Raw genomic sequence first — 24,968 nt, 5'->3', positions numbered from 1 at the left:
GCCGAGCCATGCCCGTTTTCCCCCGGCCCGACCCCGGCCGGATCCCGAAAGGCACCCCTCCCGTATGAATTCACACACCTGGTACCTGTTGCTCGTCCTCGCCGTGGCGATCGGGCTGCTGATCTACTTGATCAACTCCCGGCTCCGCATCCACCCGTTCATCGCCCTCATCGTGGTGACCATCGGCACCGGGCTCGCCGCCGGCGAACCCGTGGCGAAACTGACCGGGTCCATCGAGGAGGGAGCGGGCGGCACCCTCGGTGACGTCGGCCTCACACTCGCCCTCGGAGCCATGCTCGGCCGCCTGCTGTCCGACTCCGGCGCCACCGACGCCATCGCCCACGCCATCGTCGACCGCTCCAGCAACCGCAGGCTCCCCTGGCTCGTCGCGGCCGCGGCGTTCGTCATCGGCATTCCGATGTTCTTCGAGGTCGGCCTCATCGTGCTGCTGCCGCTGATCTTCAGCGTCGCCCGCCGCCTGGAGGGCGACGGCGCGACGAAGGGTTCGCCGTACGTGCTGCTCGGCGTGCCCGCCATCGCCGCGCTCTCCACCCTGCACGGCATGGTGCCGCCCCACCCCGGACCGCTGACCGCCATGACCGGCCTGCACGCGGACCTCGGCCTGACCCTCGGAGTCGGCATCATCTGCTCGATCCCGACCGTCATCCTGGCCGGCCCTGTGTACGCCCGCTGGATCGCGCCCCGCCTGGCCGACGTGCGGCCCGACCCCGTGCTCGTGGCCCAGTTCACGGGAGCAGACCGGAACAACGCAGTCGACACCACCACCAACGCTTCTTCAACCGGCCCGGCCGAGGGGACGGACACCGACACTCCGCAGCGCGCCGGTGTGTCCACGGGACTGGCCGTCACCTCGGTTCTCATACCCGTCGCCCTGATGCTGCTGCGCACCCTCGCCGAAACCGTGCTCGACGAGTCCAGCACCGTGCGTGCGGCGCTCACGTTCGTCGGTGAACCGCTGGTGGCGATGCTCGCCGGTTTCCTGTTCGCGCTCGGTGTGACCCTCGTACGCGGTGGCCGCTCCAGCGAGGCGACCCGCTCCTCCCTGACGGACAGCCTCAAGTCCATCGCCGCGATCCTGCTCATCATCGGTGGCGGCGGCGCGTTCAAGCAGGTGCTTCAGGACTCCGGCATCGGTGACGCCATCGCCTCCGCGGCCGAGGGAGCCCATCTCAACGTGATCGTGCTGGGCTGGCTGATCGCCCTGCTCCTGTCCCTGACCACCGGTTCGGCCACCGTCGGCATCGTCTCGGCCACCGGCATCGTCGCCCCGCTGATCGGCACGGGTGGCGGGCTCGAGGCCTCGCTCCTGGTGGTCGCGATCGGCGCCGGCTCCCTGGGCCTCAACTACGTCAACCACGCCGGGTTCTGGCTGGTCAAGGAGTCCTTCGGCATGGACCTCACCCAGGCCACCAAGACACAGACCGTCGTGCAGACACTGGTCAGTGTGATGGGTCTCGGGATGGCCCTGCTCCTGTCCGTCCTCGCCTGACGGGGGCGTGCGCTAGGAGTTGGACCAGTTGCGGGTGGACAGCACCAGCAGGTAACCGTCCGGGTCCCGGATCGTCACACCCCACGTGTCCCAGTACGGGTTGTGCGCCGGGACCCGCTTGCCGCCGTGCTGTTCGAGACGTTCCACGAGGGAGTCCGGGACCGGTTCGCCGAGGTAGATCACCAGGAGATCCTCGGCGGTCGGCCGCGGCTCCACGGGTGCGGCGGGATCGTTGACGAGCTCCAGGTGCCAGGCCGCATCCGGCCGGCCATGAGAAGCGAGTGGTCGTCAGGCGTGCCGTCCGACGCGTGCCGGTAAAGGACGTCGAGGCCGAGTCCCGAGATCCAGAAGAGTTCCGCCGCTTCGAGGTCACGCGACGGACGGGCGATGCGCACATGAGCCGCGGCATTGGCCGGCATCGTGTCAACTCCTGACCGGTGAGGACTTCCTGCCCACTGACAGGTCGTACGCGGAGCCCAGCGAACAAGCGATCACTCGCCCGTCCGGCGCAGGCCCCAGGGGGTTTCCGGCGGGCCGGCGGCGTCGTCCGGTCCGTGAGGTTGACGTCCTGACCTGGGATGCTTATTGATTCCCACCCCAACAAGCAACTGGTGCGCGTCCCAAGGGTGGGATTCCGGAGGTCAGGATGGCGTTGAGGGCAACCGGCGGCACCAGCGAGGGGCCCGAGCGGGGCGAGCCGGTCACCGACCGCACCGGTCATGTGGAGACCCACGGTGTCGACCACATCCCCGACGCCGATCGCCATGGGCGGCCACGTTCCCTGTTCACCGTGTGGGCGGCCTGCAACATGAGCTACCTGTACATCGTGCTGGGCGGCGCGATGGTGCTGCTCGGTCTCGACATCTGGCAGTCCTTCGCGGTGATCGTGGCCGGCAACCTCCTCTGGGCGGGCGTGGGGTACCTCGCGATCAGCGGCCCCAGCTCCGGAACGCCGAGCTGGGTGGTGACGCGGGCGATGTTCGGCGTCCGGGGCAACAGATTCCTCAACGTGACGCTCGGGTGGACCATCGCGGTCGCCTACGAGGCGATCGGCCTGGCCCTGGGATCCCTCGCCGGATTCGCGCTGGTCGAGCACTTGGGCATCCACGCGAACACCCCGGTCAAGGTGGCGATCGTGCTGGTCACCGCTGTCGTGACGTTCTCCATCAGCGTGTACGGGCACGCCACCATCGTGCGGTGCAGCATCTGGTTCACCTGGGCGCTGACCGCCTGCGTCCTGGTCCTGGCGTACTACGTGCTGCGCCACACCGAATGGGGCTACCGGACACCTGCTGCCACCGTGGTCCACGGCCACGAGCGGTGGGTGGTCCTCGCCTCGGGATTCACGATCATGGCGGGCGGCCCCCTGTCATGGAGCAGCGGTGCGGACTACGCCCGCTATCTGCCCGCCGACACCTCCCGCAAGGCGGTGTGCTGGTGGACGGCCGTCGGCGGATTCGTGCCGGCCGTCCTGCTCAGCGGACTCGGCGTCCTGGCCGGGACGGCGGTGGACATGACCGACGCGCAGACGTCACTGAAGGCGGTCGTGCCCGGCTGGTTCTATCCGGTCTTCCTGCTGGTCGTCATCTTCGGCTCGATGACGAACAACGTTCTCACCGCATACAGCGGCGGCCTGGCCCTTCAGTCCGGTGGGATCCCCTGGAGCCGCGCCTTCACTGTCGTCTTCGACGCCTCCATCGCGCTCGGCCTCACCTTCTATTCCCTGTTCGTGTCCGACTTCCTCGACACCGTGAACAGCGGTCTGGAACTCTCCGTCGCGTTCCTCGGCCCCGGGTTCGCGATCTACGCCGTGGACATCTTCCTGCGCCGCAACCGCTACGACGGAGTCGCGTTGCAGGACCAGACCTCCAACAGCCGCTTCTGGTACTGGCACGGAGTGAATCCCGCCGGAGCCGCCGCGATGGCCATCGGCGTCGGGGCGGCGCTCCTGTGCGCCAACACGGCCATCTACACCGGCCCGGTCGCGGCCGCCCTCGGCGGCGCCGACCTGTCCGCAGCCGTCGGGATGTCCCTGGGCGCCTTGGTCTACGCGGGATTGACGCTTCGTCAGCGGCGCTCGGGCTGAAACGGGACCCGAATCGGCAGAAGGGGCCCCTGCCCGGCAACAACGATGCCGGGCAGGGGCCCCTTCCGGGATCTGCGACCTGGGATCCGCGCTCTGGCTACATCAGCCGTCGGATTCCGGTGACGGGATGTAGGCGCCCGGCACGTCCTTCGGGGCGAAGATCTTGTTCTCGCCGGGGTACGGCTTTGACCACTCGTGTGTCTGGTACCACGTGAAGTGGTTCATCTGCGCGGGGTTCGCGAAGTCGGGCTTGGCGTCGCGCCCGGTCAGCCGCTGCTGCGACTTCCAGGCGTCCCACTGCGCCGCGAGCTTCTGCTTGTCCGCCGGCACCTTCGCCGACGGCGCCGCCGCGGCATGGGGGTTCTGCGGCGCAGGGGTGTCCAGGCCGCAGGAGGGCGGGGTCTTCAGACCGTCGGTGAGCGAGGTCCGGTTGGGCAGCGTCTTGAAGGGCGTGAGGTCCGCCTGATGGCTGAAAGCCCCACGCATCGGGCTGGCCGCGCTGTCCTTCTGGTTCATCGGGTGGACCCCGAGGATCTGCTCGATGGTGCGGATCATCGTGATCTGCGAGTAGTAGTGGCTGTCGACCACACCGTGCCTGGCCCAGGGGCTGATGATCTGGATGGGGGCGCGGTGGCCGTCGACGTGGTCGAGGCCGGCCTGGGAGTCGTCCTCGACCACGAAGATCGCCGAGTCCTTCCAGTACTTGCTGTGCGAGATCTCGTCGACCATCCTGCCGACCGCCAGGTCGTTGTCCGCGACCTGGGCGGCGGCGTTCGCCGGACCGCCGGTGTGGTCGCTGGACAGCCAGAACATGTTCAGGGCGGCCGGCCCGTTCTTCTCGAAGTCACGCTTCCAGATCTCGGACCGGTAGATGTCCGGGACGCTGGTGTCGAACTTCGGGAACCCGTGCACGGACACGGAGTTGAGGGACGGGATGGGCGAGGAGGACATCAGGGGGTAGGCGGTGTCCTGACCGGTCGCGCCCATGTTCTTGGAGTCGCAGTACAGGTTCTGCCAGCTCGCGTTCGCCGGCTTGGTGAGGAACTGCTGGAACTCGCCGAAGTCCCGTACGGACTTCCCGGCAGCCTGGGCACCGGTCCAGATGAAGCCGGTTCGCTGGTGGCCGAGCGCGTCGTCCTCGGTGTCGTAGCTGCGCGCGTACTCACCGGCCGAGGACTCGGTGTACTCCGGGTCGTCGGCCTGCATCAGCCAGTTGTGGCCCTCGGCGGAGTTCGTACCGATGTCGTACGTGTTGTCGTACAGCCCGAACTGCTTGGCCAGGGCGTGCTGGTTCGGCGTCACGTTCTCGCCGAACTGGGCCAGCGACGGGTCGCCGTTGCCCTCCGGGACGTCGCCGAGGACCTGGTCGTAGGTCCGGTTCTCCTTGACGATCAGGAAGACGTGCTTGATCGTCGAGGGGTCACCGAGCCGTTCCGGGACGGGTACCGGCTTCTTGTTGTCCTTGCCGTGGGCCAGCGTGACCGAGCCGCGGGTCCAGCCGTTCTGCCGGAAGACCTTGGCCGTCTCGGACTTGATGACGCGGTCGTCCGGCAGGGTGAACCGCTGCACGCTCGACGTCGTGTCGTGGGTGCCGTGCCCGCCGCTGGTGGTGGGGCGGCGGGCGTCGATTCCACGGGTGTTGGAGACGACGACCTGCTTGCCGACGGTGGCGATCTCGGCGGGGAAGTAGTCCGTCGGGAGCAGACCGACGTAACTGACCGGCTCCTGCGGGGTCGTGTACCGGTAGACGGCGACCGCGTTGGCGCGGCCCAGGGTCACCAGCAGATGGCCGTCGTCGGTGAGCGTCACCGCGTCGGGCTCGTAGCCGACCGATGACTCCGGCCACGGCTGGGTGGCGACGGTCTGCACGACCTTGTTCTTGGTCGTGTCGATGACCGACACGTCGTTGGTGGCGGTGTTGGTGACGAACAGCGCGTTCTTCTTGGCGTACAGCGCGGTCGGGTGCAGACCGACGTTGATGCTCGATACGGCGGCATCCGGGTTCGCCAGGTCGATGACGCTGACCGTGCCGGTGGTGGTGGAGGCGGTCACCGGGTCGGCGGGCACCTGGGTGTTGTAGGAGTTGATCGTGGTGTCGCCGGGCTTCGCCGGACGCCCGCCCTCGTTGCTGACGTAGAGCTTGCCGCCGACCTCGGCCATGTCACGCGGGGCGTTGCCCACGGACCAGCTCCGCCGGACGGCGCCGGTTGCCGCGTCGATGGCGACGACGCGGTTCTGGCCGTTGACCGCCGAGTACACGGTGGAGCCGTCGGACGAGAACACGGGCTCGCCCACCAGCGCGTGCTTGGGCCCGTCCGCCGGGATCTTGACGGACGTCGGGTTGGCGACGCTGCCGTCCGCGTTGACGGTGAACTTGGTGTAGCCGTCGAGCTGGCCCAGCCACAGCTGCGAACCGTCGGGCGAGTACGTGGGGCCTTCCTGGCCCACGTCGTTGCCGCTGATCCGCAGGTCGGCCGAGGCGGAGTTGCCGACGAGCTGCTGCACCTTCCAGCTCTTGAGGTCGACGATGGAAAGGGCCATACCGCCGTCGGTGATCGAGGCCGCTAGGTGAGTGCCGTCCGGGCTGACCGAGGACGACATGATCTTGCCGTTGTTGACGACGAGACGGTCGCCGTACGGAGCGATGTACTGGTCACTGGAGATGACCTGGCCCTGACGCGTGGTCTGGCCGACCTGGTCGGTGCCGAACTGGTGCGTCTGGGCGAAGGCGGTGCCCGCGGCGACGAGGGCAAGAGCCGTGACGCCGGCCGTGGCCAGGGGTATCCGGCGGCCGATGTGTCTGCCGAGAAGACCGGAACGGGCCTTCGTGGCACGCCTGCGACGGCGTGTGACCTGCATGGAGTCATCCCTTCGAGGTGGTGAGCAGCTCGACGTTGCCGTCGAACTGCCAGAGCGGGTTCGGTCCGTCCCCGGTCGGGGTGCGCAGCAGGAAGTAGCCGTTCACTTCCTTCGGTCCATCGCCGTCGGCCATGAACCGCCCGTCGGCGGTGACGTCGAGTTGGTAGATGGCCGACCCGGTGGCCTCGACGTCGGGGAGATGCCAGGAGACGACGCAGCGCCAGTCGTTGCCCGGCCCTTCGGCCGCGACCCTGGTGCTGCCCTTGGTGCACGCCGCGCTCGCCTTGAGCTGCGCTTCGGTGACGTCGGGGCGATTGAGCTGTTCGGTCTGCAGGCGGTAGAGATGGGCGAACGCCGTGGCGACCGAGCGCTGCACCTTGTCCTGCTCGATCCCGGAGCCCGTGGCCGAGGTCGCGGGGGCGACGACGACGGCCGTCAGGACGAGGAGCCCGACGAGCGGCAGGGCTCCGACCGTGATGGCGCGGCGCCCCGAGCCGTCGTGGGTCAGGTTGGTGAAGTCCCGCCTCAGGAAAAGGACATGGGCCAGCGCTGTCGCGGTCACCGCCCACACCAGGCTGACAACGATGCCAATGAGGAGCGGGCCGAGCTGTGCCGGGCCGGTGAACAGACCGTTCCAGGCGATGAAGGCGTAGCTGGGCAGGGCCAGGCGCACGGCGACGGGGAGCGGCAGCATCTGGGCGAGCTGCATCGTGAGCGCGACGAGCAGGGGCAGCAGGAGCCCCATCGGGGAGCGCCCGAGCGCCACGGAACCGAGCAGTCCGATCGCGGCGAAGGCCAGGGTCGGGGCGAGTACGCAGACCCAGGCGAGCAGGACCTGGACGGCCGCGTCCCCCGGCGACAAGAGGTGGCCGTCGAGACCGACCAGCGGTTGGTTGCCGACCGCCACGACCCCACCGGCCGCGCTGGAGCAGGCCAACCCGGCGACGAGCAGCACGATGACGGTGAGGCTGGCCAGTGCCTTCGCCGCGAAGATCCGCCGGGGCGAGCGGACCGCCACGAGCAGATGGCGCCACGTGCCCAGCCGGTCTTCGGAGGCGAACACGTCACCGGCGACCACCGAAGTCAGCAGCGGGAGCGCCCAGGTACCCGAGAAACCGAGCACCACCAGCGATCCGGCCCATCCCGTGGCGTGCATCCAGCGACCGAAGAGCGTGTCGACGGGGAGCGAGCTCTGCTGGCTCACCGCCGCGACGAAGAGCGCCGGCGCGATCCAGCAGGCGAGGACCAGCAGCCGGATCCGCCATTGAGAGACGAGCTTGACGAGCTCGAAGCGGTAGCCGCGCGCCACCGAGGCGCGGGCGGCGGCAGCGGTGGCGGCGGGGCCGGCGGCGACGGTTGCGGTCATCTGCTGTTCTCCTGCTGCTCGGTGAGGGCGAGGAACGCCGCTTCGAGCGGCGACACCACGGGCGCGAGCTCGCGCAGCGCGATGTCCGCGTGCACGAGCCGCACCACCAGTTCGTCGAGGGCGGGCACCAGCGCGCGCACGACGAGTGCCTCGGTGTCGTGACGTCCCACGGCGTTGTCGACGACGCGGATCCCAGAGGTGTCGGCCGCAAGGCGGCGCGCGGCCTGCGGGTCGGAGGTCAGCAGCCGGTAGTCGAGCTCGCTGTTCTCGGCGGCCAGCTTGCTCAGCGGGCCGGAGAAGACGATCCGTCCGGTGGCGAGGATGGTGACCTCCGAGCACAGCGCCTCGAGGTCGTCCATGCGGTGGCTCGACAGCACGACGCTGGTGCCCTCCGTCGCGAGCCGGGCCAGGACACCGTGTACGTGTTTCTTCCCTGCCGGGTCGAGTCCGTTGGACGGCTCGTCGAGCACGAGCAGCCGGGGCTTGGTGAGCAGAGCGGCGGCGAGCCCGAGCCGCTGACGCATGCCGAGGGAGAAGCCGCGGGCACGGTCGTCGGCGACATCGGTGAGCCCGACCTGTTCGAGTACGTCGCCGATCCCCGACGTCCGTGCGTCGACGCCGCGCAGGCCGGCCAGCGCGGCCAGGTTCTGCCGGGCGGTGAGGGAGGGGTAGAGACCGGGACCGTCCACGAAGCCGGCGACGCCCTCGGGAGCGGCCAGGGCCCGCCCGATGGGCGTACCCAGGATGTCCAGTTGGCCGTCGTCGGCGACGGCCAGGCCCAGCAGGAGCCCGAGCAGCGTCGTCTTCCCGGCGCCGTTGGGTCCGACCAGGCCGTGGATCTGTCCCTGCGCCACATCCAGATCGATGTGGTCGAGCGCGATGACGTCGCCGAAACACTTGGTGATCCCGCGAGCCCGTACTGCGACACTTTCGTCCATGAGTGCCTTCCCTGGAAACCTCCGAGGACCTTAGGGACGGCATACGACGCAGGCGGGGACGGATGCTGGACGTTCGGGGAACGGGAAACGACCGGAACCCATCGTGCCGATGCCTGGCCGGTAACGGTCGATATCTCGAACAGCTCGTTGTTCAGGGGGAGTTGACGCGAGATCATCCCTAGCCTGCGCCACTCGACTCGCCCGGATGGAGGCACAGTCGTGACCGATGAACGGCCTGAGCATGCGCGGCTGCAGGCCATGCCGGCGGTCGCGTGGGCCCACAGGGAGTCATCGACGCACTCGTCGCACCGGCATGACCGTCCACTGGCGACGACCGCCGCTATCGGGCGCGGGCACACAAGTACTGACGAGCATGACAAGCTGTCCTTCCCATTGCCCGAACCCAGGAGGTCACCATGGCTGCAGAGTCTGCATCGCAGGAAGGTTCGGAGCCGGCCGAGGCCGAGACGGAAAAGCCGGCGCCCCAGACGGAAGGGCTGGCGCCCGACGAGGACGGCCAGTACGACCTGAAGCGCAAGTTCCGCGAGGCGCTCGACCGTAAGCGCGGCATGCAGGCGGACGCCGCCGGCGGCGCCGCGAAGACCGCGTCGAAGATCCGCGGCGCGCACGGTCCGGCCTCGAGCCAGAAGTCGTTCCGGCGCAAGAGCGGCGGCTGAGCACGCCAGAGCTCCTTCGACGGTGAGGCAGCGCCACATGGCACGCTGAGCCCCCTGGGTCTGTGATCGTCTGGGAGGTTGGCCACGTGGCGCAGTATCAGCCGGCGGGGACTGTGGGCGATGCGGACGCCCGCGCCGAGGAGAACCGGCTCCGCAAGGATCTCGGTTTCTGGGGCCTGACCGCGATCGGCTTCTCCAACATCCTCGGCTCGGGCTGGCTGTTCGCCGCCCTGTACGCCGCCCAGACCGCCGGCCCCGCCGCATTGCTGTCCTGGATCGCGGCCGGCGCGCTCTGCGCACTGGTGGCCCTGGTCATGGTCGAACTCGGCGCCACCAGACCGGAGGGCGGCGGCACCGTCCGGTGGCCGCTGTACGCGAGCGGCCGACTGGTCGGCACGGTCGTCGGCTGGTCCGTCCTGCTCTCCGTGGGCGGTACCGCCGCCGAGATCAGCGCGATCATGCAATACGCCGCCCACTACGTGCCCGGGCTCTACGAAGGCGGCAAGCTCACCGCGTCGGGCCTGGGCGTCGCCTCCGCGCTCAGTGTGCTGCTCACCGCGCTGAACTGGTTCGCGGTACGGATGTTCGCCCGCCTGAACAACCTCGTGTCGGTGTTCAAGGTCGTCGTCCCCGTGGTCACGATCGTCGCGCTCTTCCTGTCCGGCACCCACTCGGGCCGCCTCACCGACCACGGCGGCTTCGCCCCGTACGGCTACGCCGCGTGCCTGACCGCACTCGCCGGCGGCGGCATCGTGTACTCCGTGAACGGCTTCCAGGCCCCTCTGGACTTCTCCGGCGAAGCCCGCAACCCGCGCCGCAACATCCCCGCAGCCGTACTCACCGGCATCGCCCTCGCGGTGCTGGTCTACCTCGGACTCCAACTCGCGTTCCTGTACACGGTGCCCGACTCACTCCTCGCGCACGGCTGGCAGGGCGTCAACTTCGATTCCCCGTTCGGCCAGCTCGCCCTGGTGCTCAACCTGCACTGGCTGGCGACCCTGCTCTACGCCGACGCGGTCGTCTCCCCGGGCGGTTCGGCCTACGTGGGCGTCGCCATCGACGCCCGCCACACGTACGCCCTCGCGAAGAACGGCCTGGTGCCCCGGTTCTTCATGCGTATCGACCCCCGGTCCGGCATCGCGCGCCGCGCCCTGGTCCTGAACCTCGTCGTCATCATCCTGTTCATGCTGCCGTTCGGCGGCTGGCAGGACATCGTGAGCGTGATGGGGGACATGTACCTCCTGATCTACGCGGCCTCGGCGGTCGCCGTGGCGTCCTTCCGGGCTCACGACCGCGAGCGCGGTGTGCCCCTCGCGGACGGTCAGGTGCCGGGCGTGCGCTGGATCGCGCCGGTCAGCTTCGCCGTGTCCACCGAGTTCGTCTACTGGTCCGGCTGGGAACACCTGCGGCTCGCCCTGCCCCTGGTCCTGGCCGGAGTCCCGCTGTACCTGCTGCAACAGCGCCGGACGGCGGGACGCCCCGTACGCGAGGAACTGCGTCAGGGGGCCTGGATCGTCTTCCATCTGGCGGCGCTGACGCTGCTGTCGTGGCTCGGCACGTTCGGAGGCTCCGGACATCTGCCGGCCCCGTACGACTCCGTCGTGGTCGGCGTCCTGGCGCTCGCGGTCTTCGTATGGGCGGTGCGCTCGGGCGCAGCCCATCTCCGTACGGATCCGTCGGGTGAGCGGGTGTTCTAGGGGTGTGAGGGCCCGGCCAGGGAGGCCGGCCCGGACGAAGTACCGCACCTGCTCACCCCAGAGATCGCTCAAGGGCAGGATCCGCCCGGCACGTCACAGGGCGCAGGCCTCGGCGATCGACAGGCTGTTCTCGTAGAGGTGGTGCCGGGTGATCCGGTCGTCCTCGACGGTGAGGTGCAGCGCGAACGGGCCCTCGAAGGATTTTCCCGTCGCGCGTACGGTCCCTGAGACGTGTCCCATCAGGACTGCGTCGGCGCCGTCCACGAGGAAAGTGCCGACGGACGCGCGGGCGTCCTCGGGCACGGTGTGCTCCATCAACTCCGTGAACTGGGCGGCGCATTCGACGGCCGTGGTCCGCGGACGGATCCAAGGGGCGACGGGGTTCTCGGCGAGCAGCCAGTCGACCTCGTCGGCGAAGATCGTGGCGAGCCGCGCGGTGTCACCGGCGATGCGCGCGGCGAGGAACTCCTGCACGACCGCCCGGGTGTCCTCGGCGACGGAAGTCGCGTCGGCGGCTGAACTCGCGGTCGTAGCAGTGGACTTGACGGACATGACGCTCTCCTCGCGGCTGCGGCCGGTTCCCGGCGGGGTTCCTTGCGATGTGCTTGATGCTTCCAGGGGAGCGGAGAGCGGTCGATTACCCCGGGGGTAATGAGCGGAGGCCACGCCGATGGCGCAGCCCTGTCGGGCGGCCCGTTGGCCCAGGTCAGGCGGCATGGCCGCATCCGGGTGCCAGGAGTAGATTGGTTGATGTCAAGCAACCAACTCCCCGGGCGGGAGTGATGCCCTGTGGCAAGGACAACCGCCGAGTCGGCCGCCGCACGTCGGGGACCAGGTCGTTTCCGTGAGCCAGGACCGCGTTACAAGTGGATCGCGCTCTCCAACACCACCCTGGGCGTGCTGATCGCTACGATCAATATGTCGATCATGCTCATCGCGTTGCCGGACATCTTCCGGGGGATCGGCGTGGATCCGCTGCAGCCGGGCAACACGAGCCTGCTGCTGTGGCTGATCATGAGCTACATGGTGGTCACCGCCGTGCTGGTGGTCAGCTTCGGCCGCCTCGGTGACATGTACGGCAGGGTCCGGATGTACAACATGGGGTTCGCGGTGTTCACCGTGTTCTCGGTGCTGTTGTCGGTGACCTGGATGCACGGCACGGCGGGCGCCCTGTGGCTGATCGGGATGCGAGTCCTGCAAGGCGTCGGCGGGGCGATGCTGATGGCGAACTCCAACGCCATCCTCACCGACGCCTTCCCCGCCCGTCAGCGCGGCCTCGCACTCGGGCTGAACCAGGTGGCGGGCATCACCGGATCGTTCATCGGCCTCGTACTCGGCGGCCTGCTCGGCCCCGTCAACTGGCATCTGGTGTTCCTGGTGTCCGTACCGTTCGGCCTCTTCGGCACCGTGTGGGCGTACCTGAAGCTGCACGACACGGGGGTACGGGCCGGGGCCCGGCTCGACTGGTGGGGCAACCTCACCTTCGCCGTGGGCCTGATCGCCGTACTGGCCGGCATCACCTATGGCATCCAGCCCTACGGCGGCGACATCATGGGCTGGGCCAACCCGTGGGTGATCGCCGCGATCGCCGGCGGCGTGGCGGTACTCGTCGTCTTCTGCGTGGTGGAGACCAAGGTCCCCGAGCCGATGTTCCACCTGTCGTTGTTCAGGATCCGCGCTTTCACCGCGGGGAACGTGGCCAGTCTGCTGGCGGCGCTCGGGCGCGGCGGCCTGATGTTCATCCTGATCATCTGGCTGCAGGGCATCTGGCTGCCCCGCCACGGCTACGGCTTCGAGCAGACCCCGCTGTGGGCCGGCATCTACATGCTTCCGCTGACGGTCGGGTTCCTCGTCGCGGGGCCCTTCTCCGGCTGGGCTTCCGACCGGTTCGGGGCCAGAGCCTTCGCAACCGGGGGAATGCTGCTGGCCGCCGCCACCTTCCTGGCCCTTCAGGCGCTGCCCGTCGACTTCAGCTATCCGATGTTCGCCCTCGTCCTGCTGTTGAACGGGCTCGGCATGGGCCTGTTCGCGGCACCCAACCGGGCGGCCATCATGAACAGCCTGCCGCCCGACCAGCGGGGTGTGGGCGCCGGGATCAGTACCACGTTCCAGAACTCGGCCACGGTGCTCTCCATCGGCATCTTCTTCTCCCTGATGATCGCGGGCCTGTCCAGCGCCCTGCCCGCCGCCCTCAACCACGGCCTGACCGCCCAGGGCGTACCCGCCGCCGACGCCGCCAAGGTCGCCGCCCTCCCGCCGGTCGGCGTGCTGTTCGCCTCGCTCCTCGGTTACAACCCGGTCCAGACCCTGCTCGGCCCGCACGTACTCGCTCAACTTCCTCCGGGCCACGCCCACTACCTCACCGGACGCGGCTTCTTCCCGGAGCTGATCTCCCAGCCGTTCGCCGACGGCCTGTCCGTGGCCTTCGGCTTCGCGATCGCCGCGTGCGTCGTCGCCGCCATCGCTTCTCTGTTGCGTGGCGGCCGCTATATCCACGACGACCGGACCCTGCCCGAGCCCGTTACGCTCCCGGCGCCCGCCCCTCCTCCCCACACGACTGCGCTCCCTGAGGCGCCCCCGCCGGCGCCCCGGTCCGAGGGGCCGTGATGACCTCCCCCGCCGCCCCCTTCGACTACGAGCAGTCGGCGGAGCTCGCCGAGCGGCTTCGTGCCGCGATCCAGCAACTCCTCCCCGAACTGCGCGCCCAAGGCATGCAGAGCCAGCTCACCCCCAGTCGGCTGGCCGCACTCGCGGCGCTCGCCGCTCACGGGCCGCTGCGCATCAGCGACCTCGCCACGCGCATGGGCATCGCCCTGTCCACCGTCTCCCGGATGGTGGACCTCCTCGACGGCTTCGGATGGATCGAGCGCGAGGCGGACCCGAAGGACCAGCGGGCCACCCTGATCGCCCTCAACGACACAGGCCGGGCGCTCCTGGACTCCACGCGCCGCCAGGCAGCCACCCGCCTCGCCGAGCGGATCGACCAGCTCACCCCCGACCAGCAGCGCTCGCTGCACGATGCCCTGCCCGCGCTGGAAGCTCTCACCGCACAGCGGCCCGGCGAACCGCCGAGGACCAGACGCCGCTAGGGCCTCTCGCAGGCGGCCCCGTCAGGGCCGGTCCTGCCGAGGGGCCGGTGTGCGCTGGATGGCGATGACGGCGGCATCGTCGCCGAGATGTCCGTGGCAGTGGGCGAGGAGGTCCCGGCGGAGGTGATCCAGGAGTGCTTGCGGGCGGTTCTCGGCCCACTGCTCGACTCGCCGCGCCAACGGGTAGAAGACCCCGTTTCCATCGCGGGCTTCGGTGACCCCGTCGGTGTAAAGGATCAGGGTGTCACCGGCGTCGAAGGCGAACTCTTCGACGGGAAACTGTGCGGCCGGCAGCGCGGCCACGCCGAGGGGCGGGGCCGGGTGGGCGCTGGTGAGAGTACGGACGCGGTGCTCGTGCAGCAGTAACGGCGGGGGGTGTCCGCAGCAGGTCATGCGGGTCATGTGCCCGTCATGGGGGATTTCCAGGAGCAGGGCGGTGATGAAGTGCTCGTCGATCCCGTCCTCCGCCTCGACGAAGTCGGTGAGGTAACGGGACACGCTCCGGTCCAGGGCACCGGCGAGCGCGGGCAGCGTGGCGTGCTCGTCGGCGACCACGCGGAACGCACCGAGCAGCTGCGCCGACTCGCCGACCGCGGACAGCCCGTGTCCCCGTACATCACCGATGATCATCCGTACGCCGTCGTCGGTGCCTGTCGCCGTGTAGAGGTCGCCGCCGATCTCGGCCTCGTCCTCCGCCGCCAGGTACAGCGAGGCGATCCGCAACGGGCCGATGCGGTGGGGGAGCGGCCGCAGCAGGGCCTTCTGCGCGGCCTCGGCCACGGACCGCACTTTGGCCAGCTCCCGTCTGCGGTGCTCACGCACGCGGCAGATGAACACGATCAGGGCGGAGAGCACGGCGAGGGAGAAGACCTGCACCATCACGTTGCGCGTGTACAGGACGCCGAAATGGATGCCGATGTACGCCTGGGCCCCGATCGCCAGGGCCGCGACGAATGCGGTCAGGCGGGGTCCGGCGAAGGAGGCGGTGAGTGCGGGGGCCACGACCAGCAGCGGCCCCAGATGGACGTCGGCCGGCACCAGGATGTCGACGACCGTGATCACCACGATGAGCGCGAGCGGAATCATCACCAGCGCGTGACTCGGTTGCCACCGCTGCCACAGACCTCCCAGGCACCGCCGTAGGCCCACCCATCCACTGTGCACCCTCGGAGGGTGGCGTGGGTGTCGAGAGGCTCCTCACATGTGGAGATCGCACAGGGTGACGACTCTCGGGGACAGCCGGTCCAGTACGTCGAGGCCTATCCCAGCTTCTTGAACATGTGGACGTCTTCGGCGCCGCCCGGGATCCCCAGGGTTCGGCCCGTCTCGACATATCCGTGGCGCTGGTAGAACCCCGGTGCCTGGAAGGTGAAGGACGATACGCAGGCGCGGTCGCAGCCGCGCCGGCGCGCCTCCGCCTCCGCAGCCAGGAGGATCTTTGATCCCCACCCGTCCTTACGGCTCTTCTCACGGATCCAGAGCATCTCGATGCCGAACAGCCCACCCCACGTCCAGCCGGAAAGGCCTCCGAGCAGCTCACCTGCGTCGTCGACGACCTTCACCGACAGCGAACTCTGATCTGCGGCCGTGGTTCCGGTGGCAGGGAAGTTGACCTCGTCCAGGCCCTGGGACAAGCGCTCGTTGAGCTCCGAGTCGCGCTGCCCGACGCTCAACGTCTCACCGGTCTGATCATGTGTCATGCCGCGGAGTGTGGCACACGCGACGCACCTGGGGCTTTCGGCCCCGGCGCGGGGGCTGATCTTCGCGATCCTGCCGGGCACGCACCCCGCAGGCGCGGTGACGGGATCGTCTACGGTGGCACCGGCCGCCGCGAACGAGGCCTCGGCAGCTCATCGCGCCGGGGCCGGCCCGGCGAAGGCAGAGAAGGAAGAGAGCAGGGATCGGTGTACGTAAAGATCTGCGGTCTGCGCACGGCGGACACACTCGACGCGGCGGTCACGGCAGGCGCGGACGCCGTCGGATTCGTCTTCGCGCCCGGCAGCCCGCGACTGATCGGGGCCGAAGCCGCCCGCGAGCTGGCGCGAGGCGTGCCCGCCGCGGTCGAGACCGTGGGCGTGTTCCGGCGACAGCCCATCGAGGAGGTCCTGGCGACGGCCTCCGCCGCGCGCCTCACCACCGTCCAGCTGCACGGCGACGAGGAGGACGCGGCGTTCGAACGCCTCCGCGCCGAAGGGTTCCGGACGATCCGGGCCCTGGCCTGGGACGGCTATCTCGCGCGTCCGCAGATGGATCCCGCTGACCGGCTGCTCCTCGACGCCCCGGTGCCGGGCAGCGGTGCCCGCTTCGACACCGACCTGCTCGCCGAACGCCCGCCCCAGGGTTTCTGGCTGCTGGCGGGAGGGCTGGACCCTGACAACGTGGGCGCGGCCGTACGGTCGGCCGCCCCGGATGGTGTCGATGTGTCCAGCGGCGTCGAGTCCGAGAAGGGCGTCAAGAGCGCCGACCTGATCCGCCGTTTCGTGGCGGCCGCGCGCAACGGGTAACGCGTTCGCGTACCGCACTGTCGGCCCGGTGGCCACGCTCGCTGAATCCGCTGGACCTCGATGTACGCCTCGCGCCGGTTCGGGGTCGGCCGGTCGCGTGGAGGCGATGAGTTCTCGTCGGTGCGGCAGTCCACACGAGTGGAGGCACAATCCGTACGGAAAGGGACCATCATGAGCAGCGGCAAGCTGATCGTCACCGCGTTCATCACCATGGACGGCGTCATGCAGGCTCCGGGTGGCCCGGGCGAGGACGTCGACGCCGGCTTCGAGCACGGCGGCTGGCAAGTCCCGTACGTCGACGACGACTTCATGGTCCTCATGACGGGGGTCTTCGAGCAGACCGCCGACCATCTCCTCCTCGGCCGGAAGACATACGATCTCTTCGCCGCCCACTGGCCCCGCGTGACCGACGAGAACGACCCGATCGCCGTGAAGCTGAACGCGATGCCCAAGTACGTCGCCTCGCGCACCCTGGACGGCGGCCTGGAGTGGAACAACTCCCACCTCCTCAAGGGCGAGGCCGCCGAGTCCGTCGGACAGCTCAAGGACCAGGTCGACGGCGTGATCATGACGCAGGGCAGCAGCGACCTCATCCGCACCCTGCAGGAGCACGACCTCGTCGACGAGTACCGGCTGCTCATCATCCCCGTGATCCTCGGGACGGGCAAGCGGCTCTTCGCCGAAGGCGCCGCCCCTGTCGCCTGGACGCTCACCGAATCCGGCGCCACCGGCGCGGGTGTCCAGTACTGCGTCTACGAACGGGCCGGCAAGACCCAGTACGGATCCTTCCTGCTGGACGACCAGGAGTGAGGCCGGAGGGAGAGGCCGAGAACAGGACCGGCAGGAGAAATCCCGACGGAAATCCGGAGGGAAATCCCGACGGAACTCCCGACCTGGGAGCGTTGCGATGACGGGACGATCCGGGCCGTTCTGGGACGGCGTGGAGGGGCGCGCACCGCTGCCACGGGTGGCGGCCACGCTGGGGCTGGAGGTCCTCGACGCGGACGGCGACAACGGCGCCGTCGAGCCGGCCTTCACCGCGACGGAGGACTTCACCAACCCGGCCGGGAACGTGCTGGGAGCCTTCCTCGTGCTGGGCAGCGCCACCGACGCCGAGGACGTGCTCCAGGAGAGCCATCTGCGGTGGCGCGACGTCGACCAGGCGTCGGCCGGTCATCACCCGCACCTTCGGCAACATCCTCGACGCCGCCAACACCGCGCTGACCCCGCGCGCCCCAGGCGTTGACGGGTTGCCCGGCTGCCGGTGTCCGCTCCGGCTCGCTACTGCTCCCGGCCTTCCAGCATCCGTCCGACAGCCTTTTCCAGTACGGCGATCCGGTCGGCGAGTCCCGCGGCATCCGGCATGTCCGTACCCTCCCTCTCACGCAGCAGGCGTTGTACCTGGGCCAGTTGGCGTTCCACATCGGCAAGGCGGTGCTGTTCCTCGGGGGGATTCATGGGCACGTCGACCGTCAGAAGACGCGTCAACTGCTCCGCTTGGTCGGCGAGTTGGCGCTTCTTGCGATGCAGCTCGAGGAAGACGTTGACCTTGGTACGCAACAGCCAGGGGTCGAACGGTTTGACGAGGAAGTCCGCCGCGCCGACCGTGTAGCCGCGGTACGCGTAGTTCGGGTCGACCGCCGCCCCGGTCAGCAGGATGATCGGGATGTCCTTGGTCTGGTCGAGGCCCTTGATGTTGGCGGCGGTCTCGAAGCCGTTCATGCCCGGCATCAGTACGTCGATGAGCGCGACCGCGAATTCCTGCCGCAGCATCGCCTTGAGCGCCGCCTCGCCCGAGTGCGCGCGGACCACCCGGGCGAGCGAGCCGAGCACGGCTTCGAGGGCGACCAGGTTCTCCTCCATGTCGTCGACGATGAGGATGCTGGAGGCGTCCGCCGCCGCTCCCTGCGGCGCCGTCATGGCGCCCGCCCCGGGGTGTCGTCGCCGGGCGTGTCCGGAGGCGGTTGCGAGGCTGTCTGCGGGTCGAGCAGACGGCAGATCACCGACAGCAGCCGGTCGACGTCCACCGGCTTGGGGATGTAGTCGTTCGCACCGCTCTCGATGGCCTTCTCGCGATCGCCGGGCATGGCCTTGGCGGTGAGCGCGATGACCGGCAGGTTCGCGAAGCGGGGTGTGCGACGCATCGCTGCGATCATCTCGTAACCGTCCATCTCGGGCATCATGATGTCCATCAGGACCAGGGACACATCCGGTGTCCGGTCGAGGACTTCGAGGCCCTCGCGGCCGTTCTCGGCGTATTTGACGGTGATTCCGACGCGGCCCAGTACATGGGTGAGCGCGAAGACGTTCCGGATGTCGTCGTCGACGATCAGGATGCGGCGGTTGGCCAGCACCCCGGCGGAGCTGCCGGTCAGCCAGTCCTTGAGCCGGGTCGTCTCCGGCCAAGTCGTGTGTTCGTCCATGAGATCGGGGAGGTCGCCGGCGGTACGGGTTCCTGTGCCGGGCACCGGTACCGGGCCGGTCAACTCGTCGATGTCCGCGGGTCCGGAACGGGCCGCGGGCGGGCCGGTCGGAGAGCCGGGTCCGGCGATGGCCTGCGGGGTGCCGCCCGTGGGGAGCGGCTCCACCGCGGGGGATGTGTAGTGCGCAGGGACGTAGAGAGTGAAGGTGGAGCCGACGCCCGGCTCGCTCTCGGCCGTGATCCTGCCGCCGAGCAGCGCCGCCATGTCCCGGCTGATGGAGAGGCCGAGACCGGTGCCGCCGTACTTGCGGTTGGTGGTGCCGTCGGACTGCTGGAACGCCTCGAAGATCCCGTGGAGCATCTCCGGCTGGATGCCGATTCCGGTGTCCTTGACGGCGAGGGCGATGACGTCGTCCGCGTCGCGCAGTGTCTCCTCCTCGAAGTCCGCGGGACTCGCGCGCTCCACGACCAGTTCCACCCCGCCGGACGAGGTGAACTTCACCGCGTTCGACAGGAGGTTGCGGAGGATCTGCTGGAGGCGCTGCTCGTCGGAGAAGAGTTCGAGGGGAACGCCCTCGCCGACCGTGATGCCGAACGACAGACCCCGGTCCCCGAAGAGCGGCTGGAACGTCGCCCGTACGTAGTCGAGCAGCTTGGCCAGTGGCAGCGTCTTGGGGTGCACATCCATCCGGCCCGCTTCGATCTTCGACAGGTCGAGGATGTCGTTGATCAGCTGCAGGAGGTCGGAGCCCGCCTGGTGGATGGTGACGGCGAACTCCACCTCCTCCGAGGTGAGATGGCCGGAGGGATTGTCGGCGAGAAGGCGGGACAGCACGAGGAGCGAGTTGAGGGGCGTGCGCAACTCGTGCGACATGTTTGCCAGGAATTCGGACTTGTACTGGGAGGACGTGGCAAGCAGCGCCGCCTTCTCCTCCAGTTCGGCGTTCGTGGTCTGCAACTCGTCGGAGCGCTGGCGCAGTTCGGCGGTGAGGCGCTGGGACTCCGAGAGGAGGGACTCGGTACGGGAGTTGGCGATGATGGTGTTGATGGAGACACCGATGGTGTTCACGAACTGGTCGACGAAGGCGAGGTGGACCTCGCTGAAGCGGCTGAACGAGGCGAGCTCGATGACCCCGAGCACCCGGTCCTCGAAGAGGATCGGCAGGATGACGACGCTGGCCGGCGGCGCGGCGCCGAGGCCGGAGCTGATGGTGATGTAGTCCGCGGGGACCGCGTCGACGAGGATCCGCCGTTTCTCCTCGGCGGCCTGGGAGATGAGTCCCCAGCCGGGCGCCCCGAGGCTGAGCCGGGGGCGTGGCTTGTGGCCTTCCTCCTGGCCGGTGCCGTAACCGGCCAGGAGCTCGAGGTCCTCGCCCGGTTCCGCACCCGCCTCGGCCAGGAAGAACGCACCGTACTGGGCGTTCACCAGAGGGGTCAGCTCGCGCAGGATCAGGTCCGCGACCTCGACCAGGTCGCGGTGGCCCTGCATGAGTCCGGCGATACGGGTCAGGTTGGACTCCAGCCAGTCCTTGGCGCGGGTCGTCTCGCGGAGGTTCGCCACCATGAGGTTGATGTTGTCCTTCAGGGTGGCGACCTCGCCCTGGGCCTCGACCGAGATGGAGCCGGACATGTCGCCCTGCGTGACGGCACTGGCGACTTCGGCGATCGCGCGCACCTGGGTGGTGAGGTTCAGGGCCAGCTCGTTCACGCTGGTGGTCAGCCGCTTCCACGTCCCGTAGACGCCTTCCACGCGGGCCTGGCCGCCCAACTGCCCCTCGGAGCCCACCTCACGGGCCACACGCGTGACCTCGGAGGCGAATGCGGACAGCGTGTCGACCATCGTGTTGATCGTGGTCTTGAGTTCCAGGATCTCGCCGCGTGCGTCGACGTCGATCTTCTTCGACAGGTCACCGCGGGCGACGGCGGTGGCGACCTGCGCGATGTTGCGGACCTGGGAGGTCAGGTTGTCGGCCATGAAATTGACGTTGTCCGTGAGGTTCTCCCAGACCCCGGAGGCGCCGTGGACCTGGGCGCGGCCGCCGAGCCGTCCCTCGGTGCCGACCTCGCGGGCCACACGCGTGACCTCGTCCGCGAACGCCCTGAGCTGCTGAACCATCGTGTTGACGGTGTCCTTCAGCTCCAGGATCTCGCCGCGTGCGTCGACGTCGATCTTCTTCGACAGGTCACCGTTGGCGACGGCGGTGGTGACCTGGGCGATGTTGCGGACCTGGGAGGTCAGGTTGAGCGCCATGAAGTTCACGTTGTCGGTGAGGTCCTTCCAGACCCCGGATGCGCCCCTGACCTGGGCCTGGCCGCCCAGGTTGCCCTCCGTGCCGACCTCGCGGGCGACCCTGGTGACCTCGTCGGCGAAGGCGGAGAGCTGGTCGACCATCGTGTTGATCGTCGACTTCAGCTCAAGGATCTCTCCCTTGGCCTCCACGGTGATCGTCTTGCCGAGGTCGCCCTCGGCGACGGCGGTGGCGACCTGGGCGATGTTGCGGACCTGGGAGGTCAGGTTGTCGGCCATGAAATTGACGCTCTCCGTGAGGTCCTTCCAGACCCCGGATACGCCCCTGACCTGGGCGCGGCCGCCGAGCTGGCCTTCGGTGCCGACCTCGCGGGCCACACGCGTGACCTCGTCGGCGAAGGCGGAGAGCTGGTCGACCATCGTGTTGATCGTCGACTTCAGCTGCAGGATCTCGCCCCGCGCGTCCACGGTGATCTTCTGGCTCAGGTCACCGTTGGCGACGGCGGTGGTGACCTGAGCGATGTTGCGCACCTGGGAGGTCAGGTTCGACGCCATGAAGTTCACGCTGTCGGTGAGGTCCTTCCAGACCCCCGATGCGCCCCTGACCTGGGCGCGGCCGCCGAGCTGGCCTTCGGTGCCGACCTCGCGGGCGACCCTGGTGACCTCGTCGGCGAAGGCCCGCAGCTGGTCCACCATCGTGTTGACGGTGAGCTTCAGCTCCAGCAGCTCGCCGGTGGCCTCGACGGTCACCTGCTGGGTCAGGTCGCCGCGGGCCACGGCGGTCGTCACGACCGCGATGTCCCGCACCTGCGCCGTCAGCCGCGACGCCATCGTGTTGACCGCCTCGGTCACGTGGAGCCAGTCGCCGGACAGGCCCTGCGCCTTCGCGTGGCCCCCCAGGCGCCCCTCGGTGCCGACCTCACGCGCGACCCGGGTCACCTCTCCGGTGAACAGCGAGAGCTGGTCCACCATGCGGTTCACGCCGATGCCCAGGCGCCGCAGGTCGCCGCGGAGCTGGCGGCTTCCGTCGTGCAGATCGACGTGCTGGGTCAGATCGCCGTCCGCGACGGCGTCGAGGACCCGCGTGGCCTTGGCGACGGGGCCCACCAGCGCTTCGATCGCCGTGTTGGCGGCCTCGACGTTCGTCGTCCAGGTGCCTGAGCCCGGACTCGCCGAGATGCGCTCGTCCAGGCGGCCCCGCCGGATGATCTCGTGCCGGACGCGCTGGAGCTCTGTGGCGAGGTGGCCGTTCCGCGCGATGATCTGGCTGAGGACCGCGCTCATCTCAGCGACGACCGGGTCGTGCGGGGCGACCTCGCCCTCTTCCGGCCAAGCGGCCGGACCCGCCGTGAAATCACCGTCACGCAGGGCCTTCATCGCGGCGAGAAGCGGGCGCAGGTCACTCGTGCGGACCCATTGTCCGGGGTCCGTCGTGGCCGCGTGGGCCGCGTCGGGCCGAGACGTGTCCATGGTCATGAACCACCCTCCGCCCGGAGTTCACCCAACACACCAGCGGCCTGTTTAAGCACATTTGTCATAGTATAAGGGCCGAGACGATACTTCTCCCAGCCGCTGTTGGCGCACTCAGGGGGCGTCGTGATCCCGTTGCCCGCACACTCGGCGGATTTCGTGTGCAGCAAGGAGTTGCCGGCGAATCAGCTCGCGTCAGCACGGGCGCGAAGATTCCTGCGTGAGGTGCTCACGGGCCGGCTGTCGTCCACCGCGACGCCTCCCGGCCAGGATCCGATTCCCGCTCCCGGGACGGTCCCGCAGGGGCTGGTCGAAGACGCCGTTCTGCTGGTCAGTGAGCTGGTCACCAATGCCGTCGTGTACGCCGGCACGGACATCGACGTGGTCTGCCGCCTGGAGCGGCACCCGGATGCCGCAGTGGCCGTCGTCGTGGAGGTCGCGGACCGCCACCCCTCCAGAGGTGTACGCGGCGCGGCGGACGCCCGCCACGGCGAGTCCGGCTACGGCCTCCAGCTGGTGAGCGCGCTCTCCCAGGCCTGGGGCGTGACGTACCGCCGGTCGGAGAAGCGGGTGTGGTTCCGGCTGGAGTCCTCGTCGGCGGAGCCGGGATTCGCGGGGGCGGACGCCACGCCGGCCCGTACCGGTGAGACCGCTGCGCCCGGGACCGCGCCCCCCGGCGACGCCGGGCCGCCGGAACACCTGGCGCACAGCCATGGGTACGCCGCCGAGTGGGTCGACCGCGGCGGCCCGTCGTTCCTCGCCGAGACCAGCGAGCTCCTGGCCGGGCAGCTGGACCAGGGCATGGTCGCGGCGCTCGCGGCCCAGCTGCTCGTACCCCGCCTGGCGGACTGGTGCGGCATCTGGCTGCGAACCCAGGGGAGTGGGCTGAAACTGTCCCGGGTCTGGCATGTCGACGAGCAGCGCATCGTCGCGCTGCGTGAGGAACTGGAGCGGATCCCGCCGTCCAACGGCATCCGCGCCGGGGGCACGCCTTGGCCCTGGCCGGAGAGCGGCGGGTCCGGCCATGCGGGCGGGTCGGCGTTCGCCTTCCCGCTCACCGTCCGTGACACCGACGTGGGGGTACTGCTGCTCGGCCGGACCGGGCAGCTGCAGATGACCGACGCGGTGGTGCGGATGGTGGACGACGTGGCCCGCCGCGTGGCGCAGGCCGTGTACACCGCCCGTCAGTACGCGAGACAGACGTCCATCAGCCTTGCTCTCCAGCGCAGGCAACTGCCGACGGCCCTGGCCAGGATCGCGGGAATCGACAGCGCGATCGTCTACGAGCCGCACGGCGAGGGCCAGACCGTCGGCGGCGACTTCTACGACATCTTCCCGAAGGGCGAGGGCCGCTGGTGCTTCCTGCTCGGGGACGTGCAGGGGAAGGACCCGGAGGCCATGTCCGTCACCGGTCTCGCCCGGCACCTGGTGCGGCTCCTGGCGCGCGAAGGCCATGGCGTCGAATCGGTGCTCGACCGGCTGAACACCGCCATGGCGGAGGAGAGCGCCGAAGCGCTCACGGCCGACGGAGAGGAGGCGGCCACCCGCTTCCTGAGCCTGTTGTACGGAGAGCTGGCCGTCGCCCCGGGCGTGGCGGGTGCCCGCTGCCGGGTCGCCAGCGCCGGCCACCCCCCGCCCCTCCGTCTGTTCACCGACGGCCGGGTGGAACCGGCCTGCGAACCCAGGATGCTGCTCGGCATCGACGAGGGCGCCGAATTCCGGGCCAGCACCTTCGACCTCGCGCCCGGTGAAACGCTGCTCTGTGTGACCGACGGCGTCACCGAACGCCGCCGCGGCAACTGGCAGTTGGACGACAACGACGGCCTCGCGGATGTGCTCCGCCAGGGCATGGGCCTCGGCGCCAAAGCGCTCGCGGAGCATGTGCGGCGAGCGGCACACGACTTCGGGACGGGCCCGATCGAGGACGACCTGTCCGTACTGGTGCTCCAGGTGCCGATGACCGACGCGCGCACGCGCCACGTTCCGGAGTCACCGACCCGCGCCTGACGTCGGGGTTCGGGCCGCCCCGCCGCGATTGATGCAAGTCGGGGACGGGCTTCCCTTCCATCGACAGGTGTAGGGACCATACTGGTCGAGCCCCC

18 protein-coding genes and 1 pseudogene are annotated in these 24,968 nt (G+C 69.3%); 10 read left to right on the top strand and 9 right to left on the bottom strand.

What is annotated here, in order from left to right; all coding sequences use genetic code 11:
• Window positions 1–64: 64 nt before the first annotated feature.
• Entirely contained in the window at window positions 65–1,510 is a 1,446-nt protein-coding gene (locus tag ACWIGU_RS05445; protein ID WP_454397692.1) for a GntP family permease, read from the top strand.
• Window positions 1,511–1,522: 12 nt separating this feature from the next.
• Here the strand turns inward: ACWIGU_RS05445 and ACWIGU_RS05440 are convergent.
• A pseudogene (locus ACWIGU_RS05440) lies at window positions 1,523–1,929 on the bottom strand (VOC family protein).
• A gap of 227 nt (window positions 1,930–2,156) precedes the next feature.
• Between ACWIGU_RS05440 and ACWIGU_RS05435 the strand changes: the two are divergent.
• Window positions 2,157–3,596, top strand: a complete 1,440-nt coding sequence (locus ACWIGU_RS05435) for a purine-cytosine permease family protein (RefSeq protein ID WP_454397690.1) — start codon at window positions 2,157–2,159, stop codon at window positions 3,594–3,596.
• 102 nt (window positions 3,597–3,698) lie between these two features.
• Here ACWIGU_RS05435 and ACWIGU_RS05430 read toward each other — a convergent pair whose 3' ends face one another.
• From ACWIGU_RS05430 to ACWIGU_RS05420, 3 genes are read right to left on the bottom strand one after another with little or no spacing between them, the layout of a single operon-like run.
• Window positions 3,699–6,455, bottom strand: a complete 2,757-nt coding sequence (locus ACWIGU_RS05430) for an alkaline phosphatase family protein (RefSeq protein ID WP_454397688.1) — start codon at window positions 6,453–6,455, stop codon at window positions 3,699–3,701.
• Between the two features lie 4 nt (window positions 6,456–6,459).
• Window positions 6,460–7,821 carry an ABC transporter permease gene (locus ACWIGU_RS05425; protein ID WP_454397686.1) on the bottom strand — a complete coding sequence of 454 codons (1,362 nt, stop codon included), beginning with the start codon at window positions 7,819–7,821 and terminating at the stop codon, window positions 6,460–6,462.
• On the bottom strand, window positions 7,818–8,759 hold the full coding sequence (locus ACWIGU_RS05420; protein WP_454397684.1) for an ABC transporter ATP-binding protein: 942 nt from the start codon (window positions 8,757–8,759) through the stop codon (window positions 7,818–7,820). The genes ACWIGU_RS05425 and ACWIGU_RS05420 overlap by 4 nt, the downstream gene beginning before the upstream one ends.
• Window positions 8,760–9,175: 416 nt before the next feature.
• Between ACWIGU_RS05420 and ACWIGU_RS05415 the strand changes: the two genes are divergently transcribed.
• Both ACWIGU_RS05415 and ACWIGU_RS05410 read left to right on the top strand, forming a co-directional pair.
• Window positions 9,176–9,436 (top strand): DUF5302 domain-containing protein, encoded by a 261-nt coding sequence (locus tag ACWIGU_RS05415; protein WP_454397683.1) that lies wholly within the window; start codon window positions 9,176–9,178, stop codon window positions 9,434–9,436.
• 86 nt (window positions 9,437–9,522) lie between these two features.
• Window positions 9,523–11,133: an APC family permease gene (locus ACWIGU_RS05410; RefSeq protein WP_454397682.1), complete on the top strand. Its 1,611-nt coding sequence runs from the start codon at window positions 9,523–9,525 to the stop codon at window positions 11,131–11,133.
• A gap of 93 nt (window positions 11,134–11,226) precedes the next feature.
• Here the strand turns inward: ACWIGU_RS05410 and ACWIGU_RS05405 are convergent, their stop codons facing one another.
• Window positions 11,227–11,685, bottom strand: a complete 459-nt coding sequence (locus ACWIGU_RS05405) for a nuclear transport factor 2 family protein (protein ID WP_454397680.1) — start codon at window positions 11,683–11,685, stop codon at window positions 11,227–11,229.
• Between the two features lie 366 nt (window positions 11,686–12,051).
• Here ACWIGU_RS05405 and ACWIGU_RS05400 point away from each other — a divergent pair, with 366 nt between their 5' ends.
• Together ACWIGU_RS05400 and ACWIGU_RS05395 are read left to right on the top strand one after the other, a co-directional pair.
• Window positions 12,052–13,740 carry an MFS transporter gene (locus ACWIGU_RS05400; protein ID WP_454397678.1) on the top strand — a complete coding sequence of 563 codons (1,689 nt, stop codon included), beginning with the start codon at window positions 12,052–12,054 and terminating at the stop codon, window positions 13,738–13,740.
• Window positions 13,740–14,222 (top strand): MarR family winged helix-turn-helix transcriptional regulator, encoded by a 483-nt coding sequence (locus tag ACWIGU_RS05395; protein ID WP_454397676.1) that lies wholly within the window; start codon window positions 13,740–13,742, stop codon window positions 14,220–14,222. Before ACWIGU_RS05400 ends, ACWIGU_RS05395 begins: the two co-directional genes overlap by 1 nt.
• 21 nt (window positions 14,223–14,243) lie before the next feature.
• Here the strand turns inward: ACWIGU_RS05395 and ACWIGU_RS05390 are convergent, their stop codons facing one another.
• Both ACWIGU_RS05390 and ACWIGU_RS05385 read right to left on the bottom strand, forming a co-directional pair.
• A complete protein-coding gene (locus tag ACWIGU_RS05390; RefSeq protein WP_454397674.1) occupies window positions 14,244–15,308 on the bottom strand; it encodes a PP2C family protein-serine/threonine phosphatase in 1,065 nt (354 codons plus the stop codon).
• A gap of 173 nt (window positions 15,309–15,481) precedes the next feature.
• Window positions 15,482–15,922, bottom strand: a complete 441-nt coding sequence (locus ACWIGU_RS05385) for a GNAT family N-acetyltransferase (RefSeq protein ID WP_454397672.1) — start codon at window positions 15,920–15,922, stop codon at window positions 15,482–15,484.
• Between the two features lie 204 nt (window positions 15,923–16,126).
• On the opposite strand from ACWIGU_RS05385, the gene ACWIGU_RS05380 reads away from it, so the two are divergent.
• The 3 genes from ACWIGU_RS05380 to ACWIGU_RS05370 all read left to right on the top strand — a co-directional run bounded on the left by ACWIGU_RS05380 (window position 16,127) and on the right by ACWIGU_RS05370 (window position 17,972).
• Window positions 16,127–16,726, top strand: a complete 600-nt coding sequence (locus tag ACWIGU_RS05380; RefSeq protein WP_454397671.1) for a phosphoribosylanthranilate isomerase — start codon at window positions 16,127–16,129, stop codon at window positions 16,724–16,726.
• Window positions 16,727–16,897: 171 nt separating this feature from the next.
• The gene (locus tag ACWIGU_RS05375) at window positions 16,898–17,536 is read left to right on the top strand and encodes a dihydrofolate reductase family protein (RefSeq protein ID WP_454397669.1); all 639 of its coding nucleotides are present in this window, start codon (window positions 16,898–16,900) and stop codon (window positions 17,534–17,536) included.
• Between the two features lie 97 nt (window positions 17,537–17,633).
• Window positions 17,634–17,972 (top strand): hypothetical protein, encoded by a 339-nt coding sequence (locus ACWIGU_RS05370; protein WP_454397667.1) that lies wholly within the window; start codon window positions 17,634–17,636, stop codon window positions 17,970–17,972.
• A gap of 35 nt (window positions 17,973–18,007) precedes the next feature.
• On the opposite strand, the gene ACWIGU_RS05365 is transcribed toward ACWIGU_RS05370, so the two are convergent.
• Both ACWIGU_RS05365 and ACWIGU_RS05360 read right to left on the bottom strand, forming a co-directional pair.
• Window positions 18,008–18,646, bottom strand: coding sequence for a response regulator (locus tag ACWIGU_RS05365; protein ID WP_454397665.1), 639 nt, complete (start codon window positions 18,644–18,646; stop codon window positions 18,008–18,010).
• Window positions 18,643–22,872, bottom strand: coding sequence for a HAMP domain-containing protein (locus tag ACWIGU_RS05360; protein WP_454397663.1), 4,230 nt, complete (start codon window positions 22,870–22,872; stop codon window positions 18,643–18,645). The genes ACWIGU_RS05365 and ACWIGU_RS05360 overlap by 4 nt, the downstream gene beginning before the upstream one ends.
• Window positions 22,873–22,992: 120 nt before the next feature.
• Between ACWIGU_RS05360 and ACWIGU_RS05355 the strand changes: the two genes are divergently transcribed.
• The gene (locus tag ACWIGU_RS05355; RefSeq protein WP_454397661.1) at window positions 22,993–24,873 is read left to right on the top strand and encodes a SpoIIE family protein phosphatase; all 1,881 of its coding nucleotides are present in this window, start codon (window positions 22,993–22,995) and stop codon (window positions 24,871–24,873) included.
• Window positions 24,874–24,968: the final 95 nt, after the last annotated feature.

This window comes from Streptomyces sp. NPDC055400, from assembly GCF_053644375.1.
This window is presented reverse-complemented; position numbering and strand designations above follow the sequence as displayed.

Bases quoted from the DNA above. Each gene is read 5' to 3' on its own strand.
- ACWIGU_RS05445 (WP_454397692.1), top strand. From the start codon at position 65: ATGAATTCACACACCTGGTACCTGTTGCTCGTCCTCGCCGTGGCGATC.
- ACWIGU_RS05435 (WP_454397690.1), top strand. From the start codon at position 2,157: ATGGCGTTGAGGGCAACCGGCGGCACCAGCGAGGGGCCCGAGCGGGGC.
- ACWIGU_RS05430 (WP_454397688.1), bottom strand. From the start codon at position 6,455: ATGCAGGTCACACGCCGTCGCAGGCGTGCCACGAAGGCCCGTTCCGGT.
- ACWIGU_RS05425 (WP_454397686.1), bottom strand. From the start codon at position 7,821: ATGACCGCAACCGTCGCCGCCGGCCCCGCCGCCACCGCTGCCGCCGCC.
- ACWIGU_RS05420 (WP_454397684.1), bottom strand. From the start codon at position 8,759: ATGGACGAAAGTGTCGCAGTACGGGCTCGCGGGATCACCAAGTGTTTC.
- ACWIGU_RS05415 (WP_454397683.1), top strand. From the start codon at position 9,176: ATGGCTGCAGAGTCTGCATCGCAGGAAGGTTCGGAGCCGGCCGAGGCC.
- ACWIGU_RS05405 (WP_454397680.1), bottom strand. From the start codon at position 11,685: ATGTCCGTCAAGTCCACTGCTACGACCGCGAGTTCAGCCGCCGACGCG.
- ACWIGU_RS05400 (WP_454397678.1), top strand. From the start codon at position 12,052: ATGTCGATCATGCTCATCGCGTTGCCGGACATCTTCCGGGGGATCGGC.
- ACWIGU_RS05395 (WP_454397676.1), top strand. From the start codon at position 13,740: ATGACCTCCCCCGCCGCCCCCTTCGACTACGAGCAGTCGGCGGAGCTC.
- ACWIGU_RS05390 (WP_454397674.1), bottom strand. From the start codon at position 15,308: ATGATTCCGCTCGCGCTCATCGTGGTGATCACGGTCGTCGACATCCTG.
- ACWIGU_RS05385 (WP_454397672.1), bottom strand. From the start codon at position 15,922: ATGACACATGATCAGACCGGTGAGACGTTGAGCGTCGGGCAGCGCGAC.
- ACWIGU_RS05375 (WP_454397669.1), top strand. From the start codon at position 16,898: ATGAGCAGCGGCAAGCTGATCGTCACCGCGTTCATCACCATGGACGGC.
- ACWIGU_RS05370 (WP_454397667.1), top strand. From the start codon at position 17,634: ATGACGGGACGATCCGGGCCGTTCTGGGACGGCGTGGAGGGGCGCGCA.
- ACWIGU_RS05365 (WP_454397665.1), bottom strand. From the start codon at position 18,646: ATGACGGCGCCGCAGGGAGCGGCGGCGGACGCCTCCAGCATCCTCATC.
- ACWIGU_RS05360 (WP_454397663.1), bottom strand. From the start codon at position 22,872: ATGACCATGGACACGTCTCGGCCCGACGCGGCCCACGCGGCCACGACG.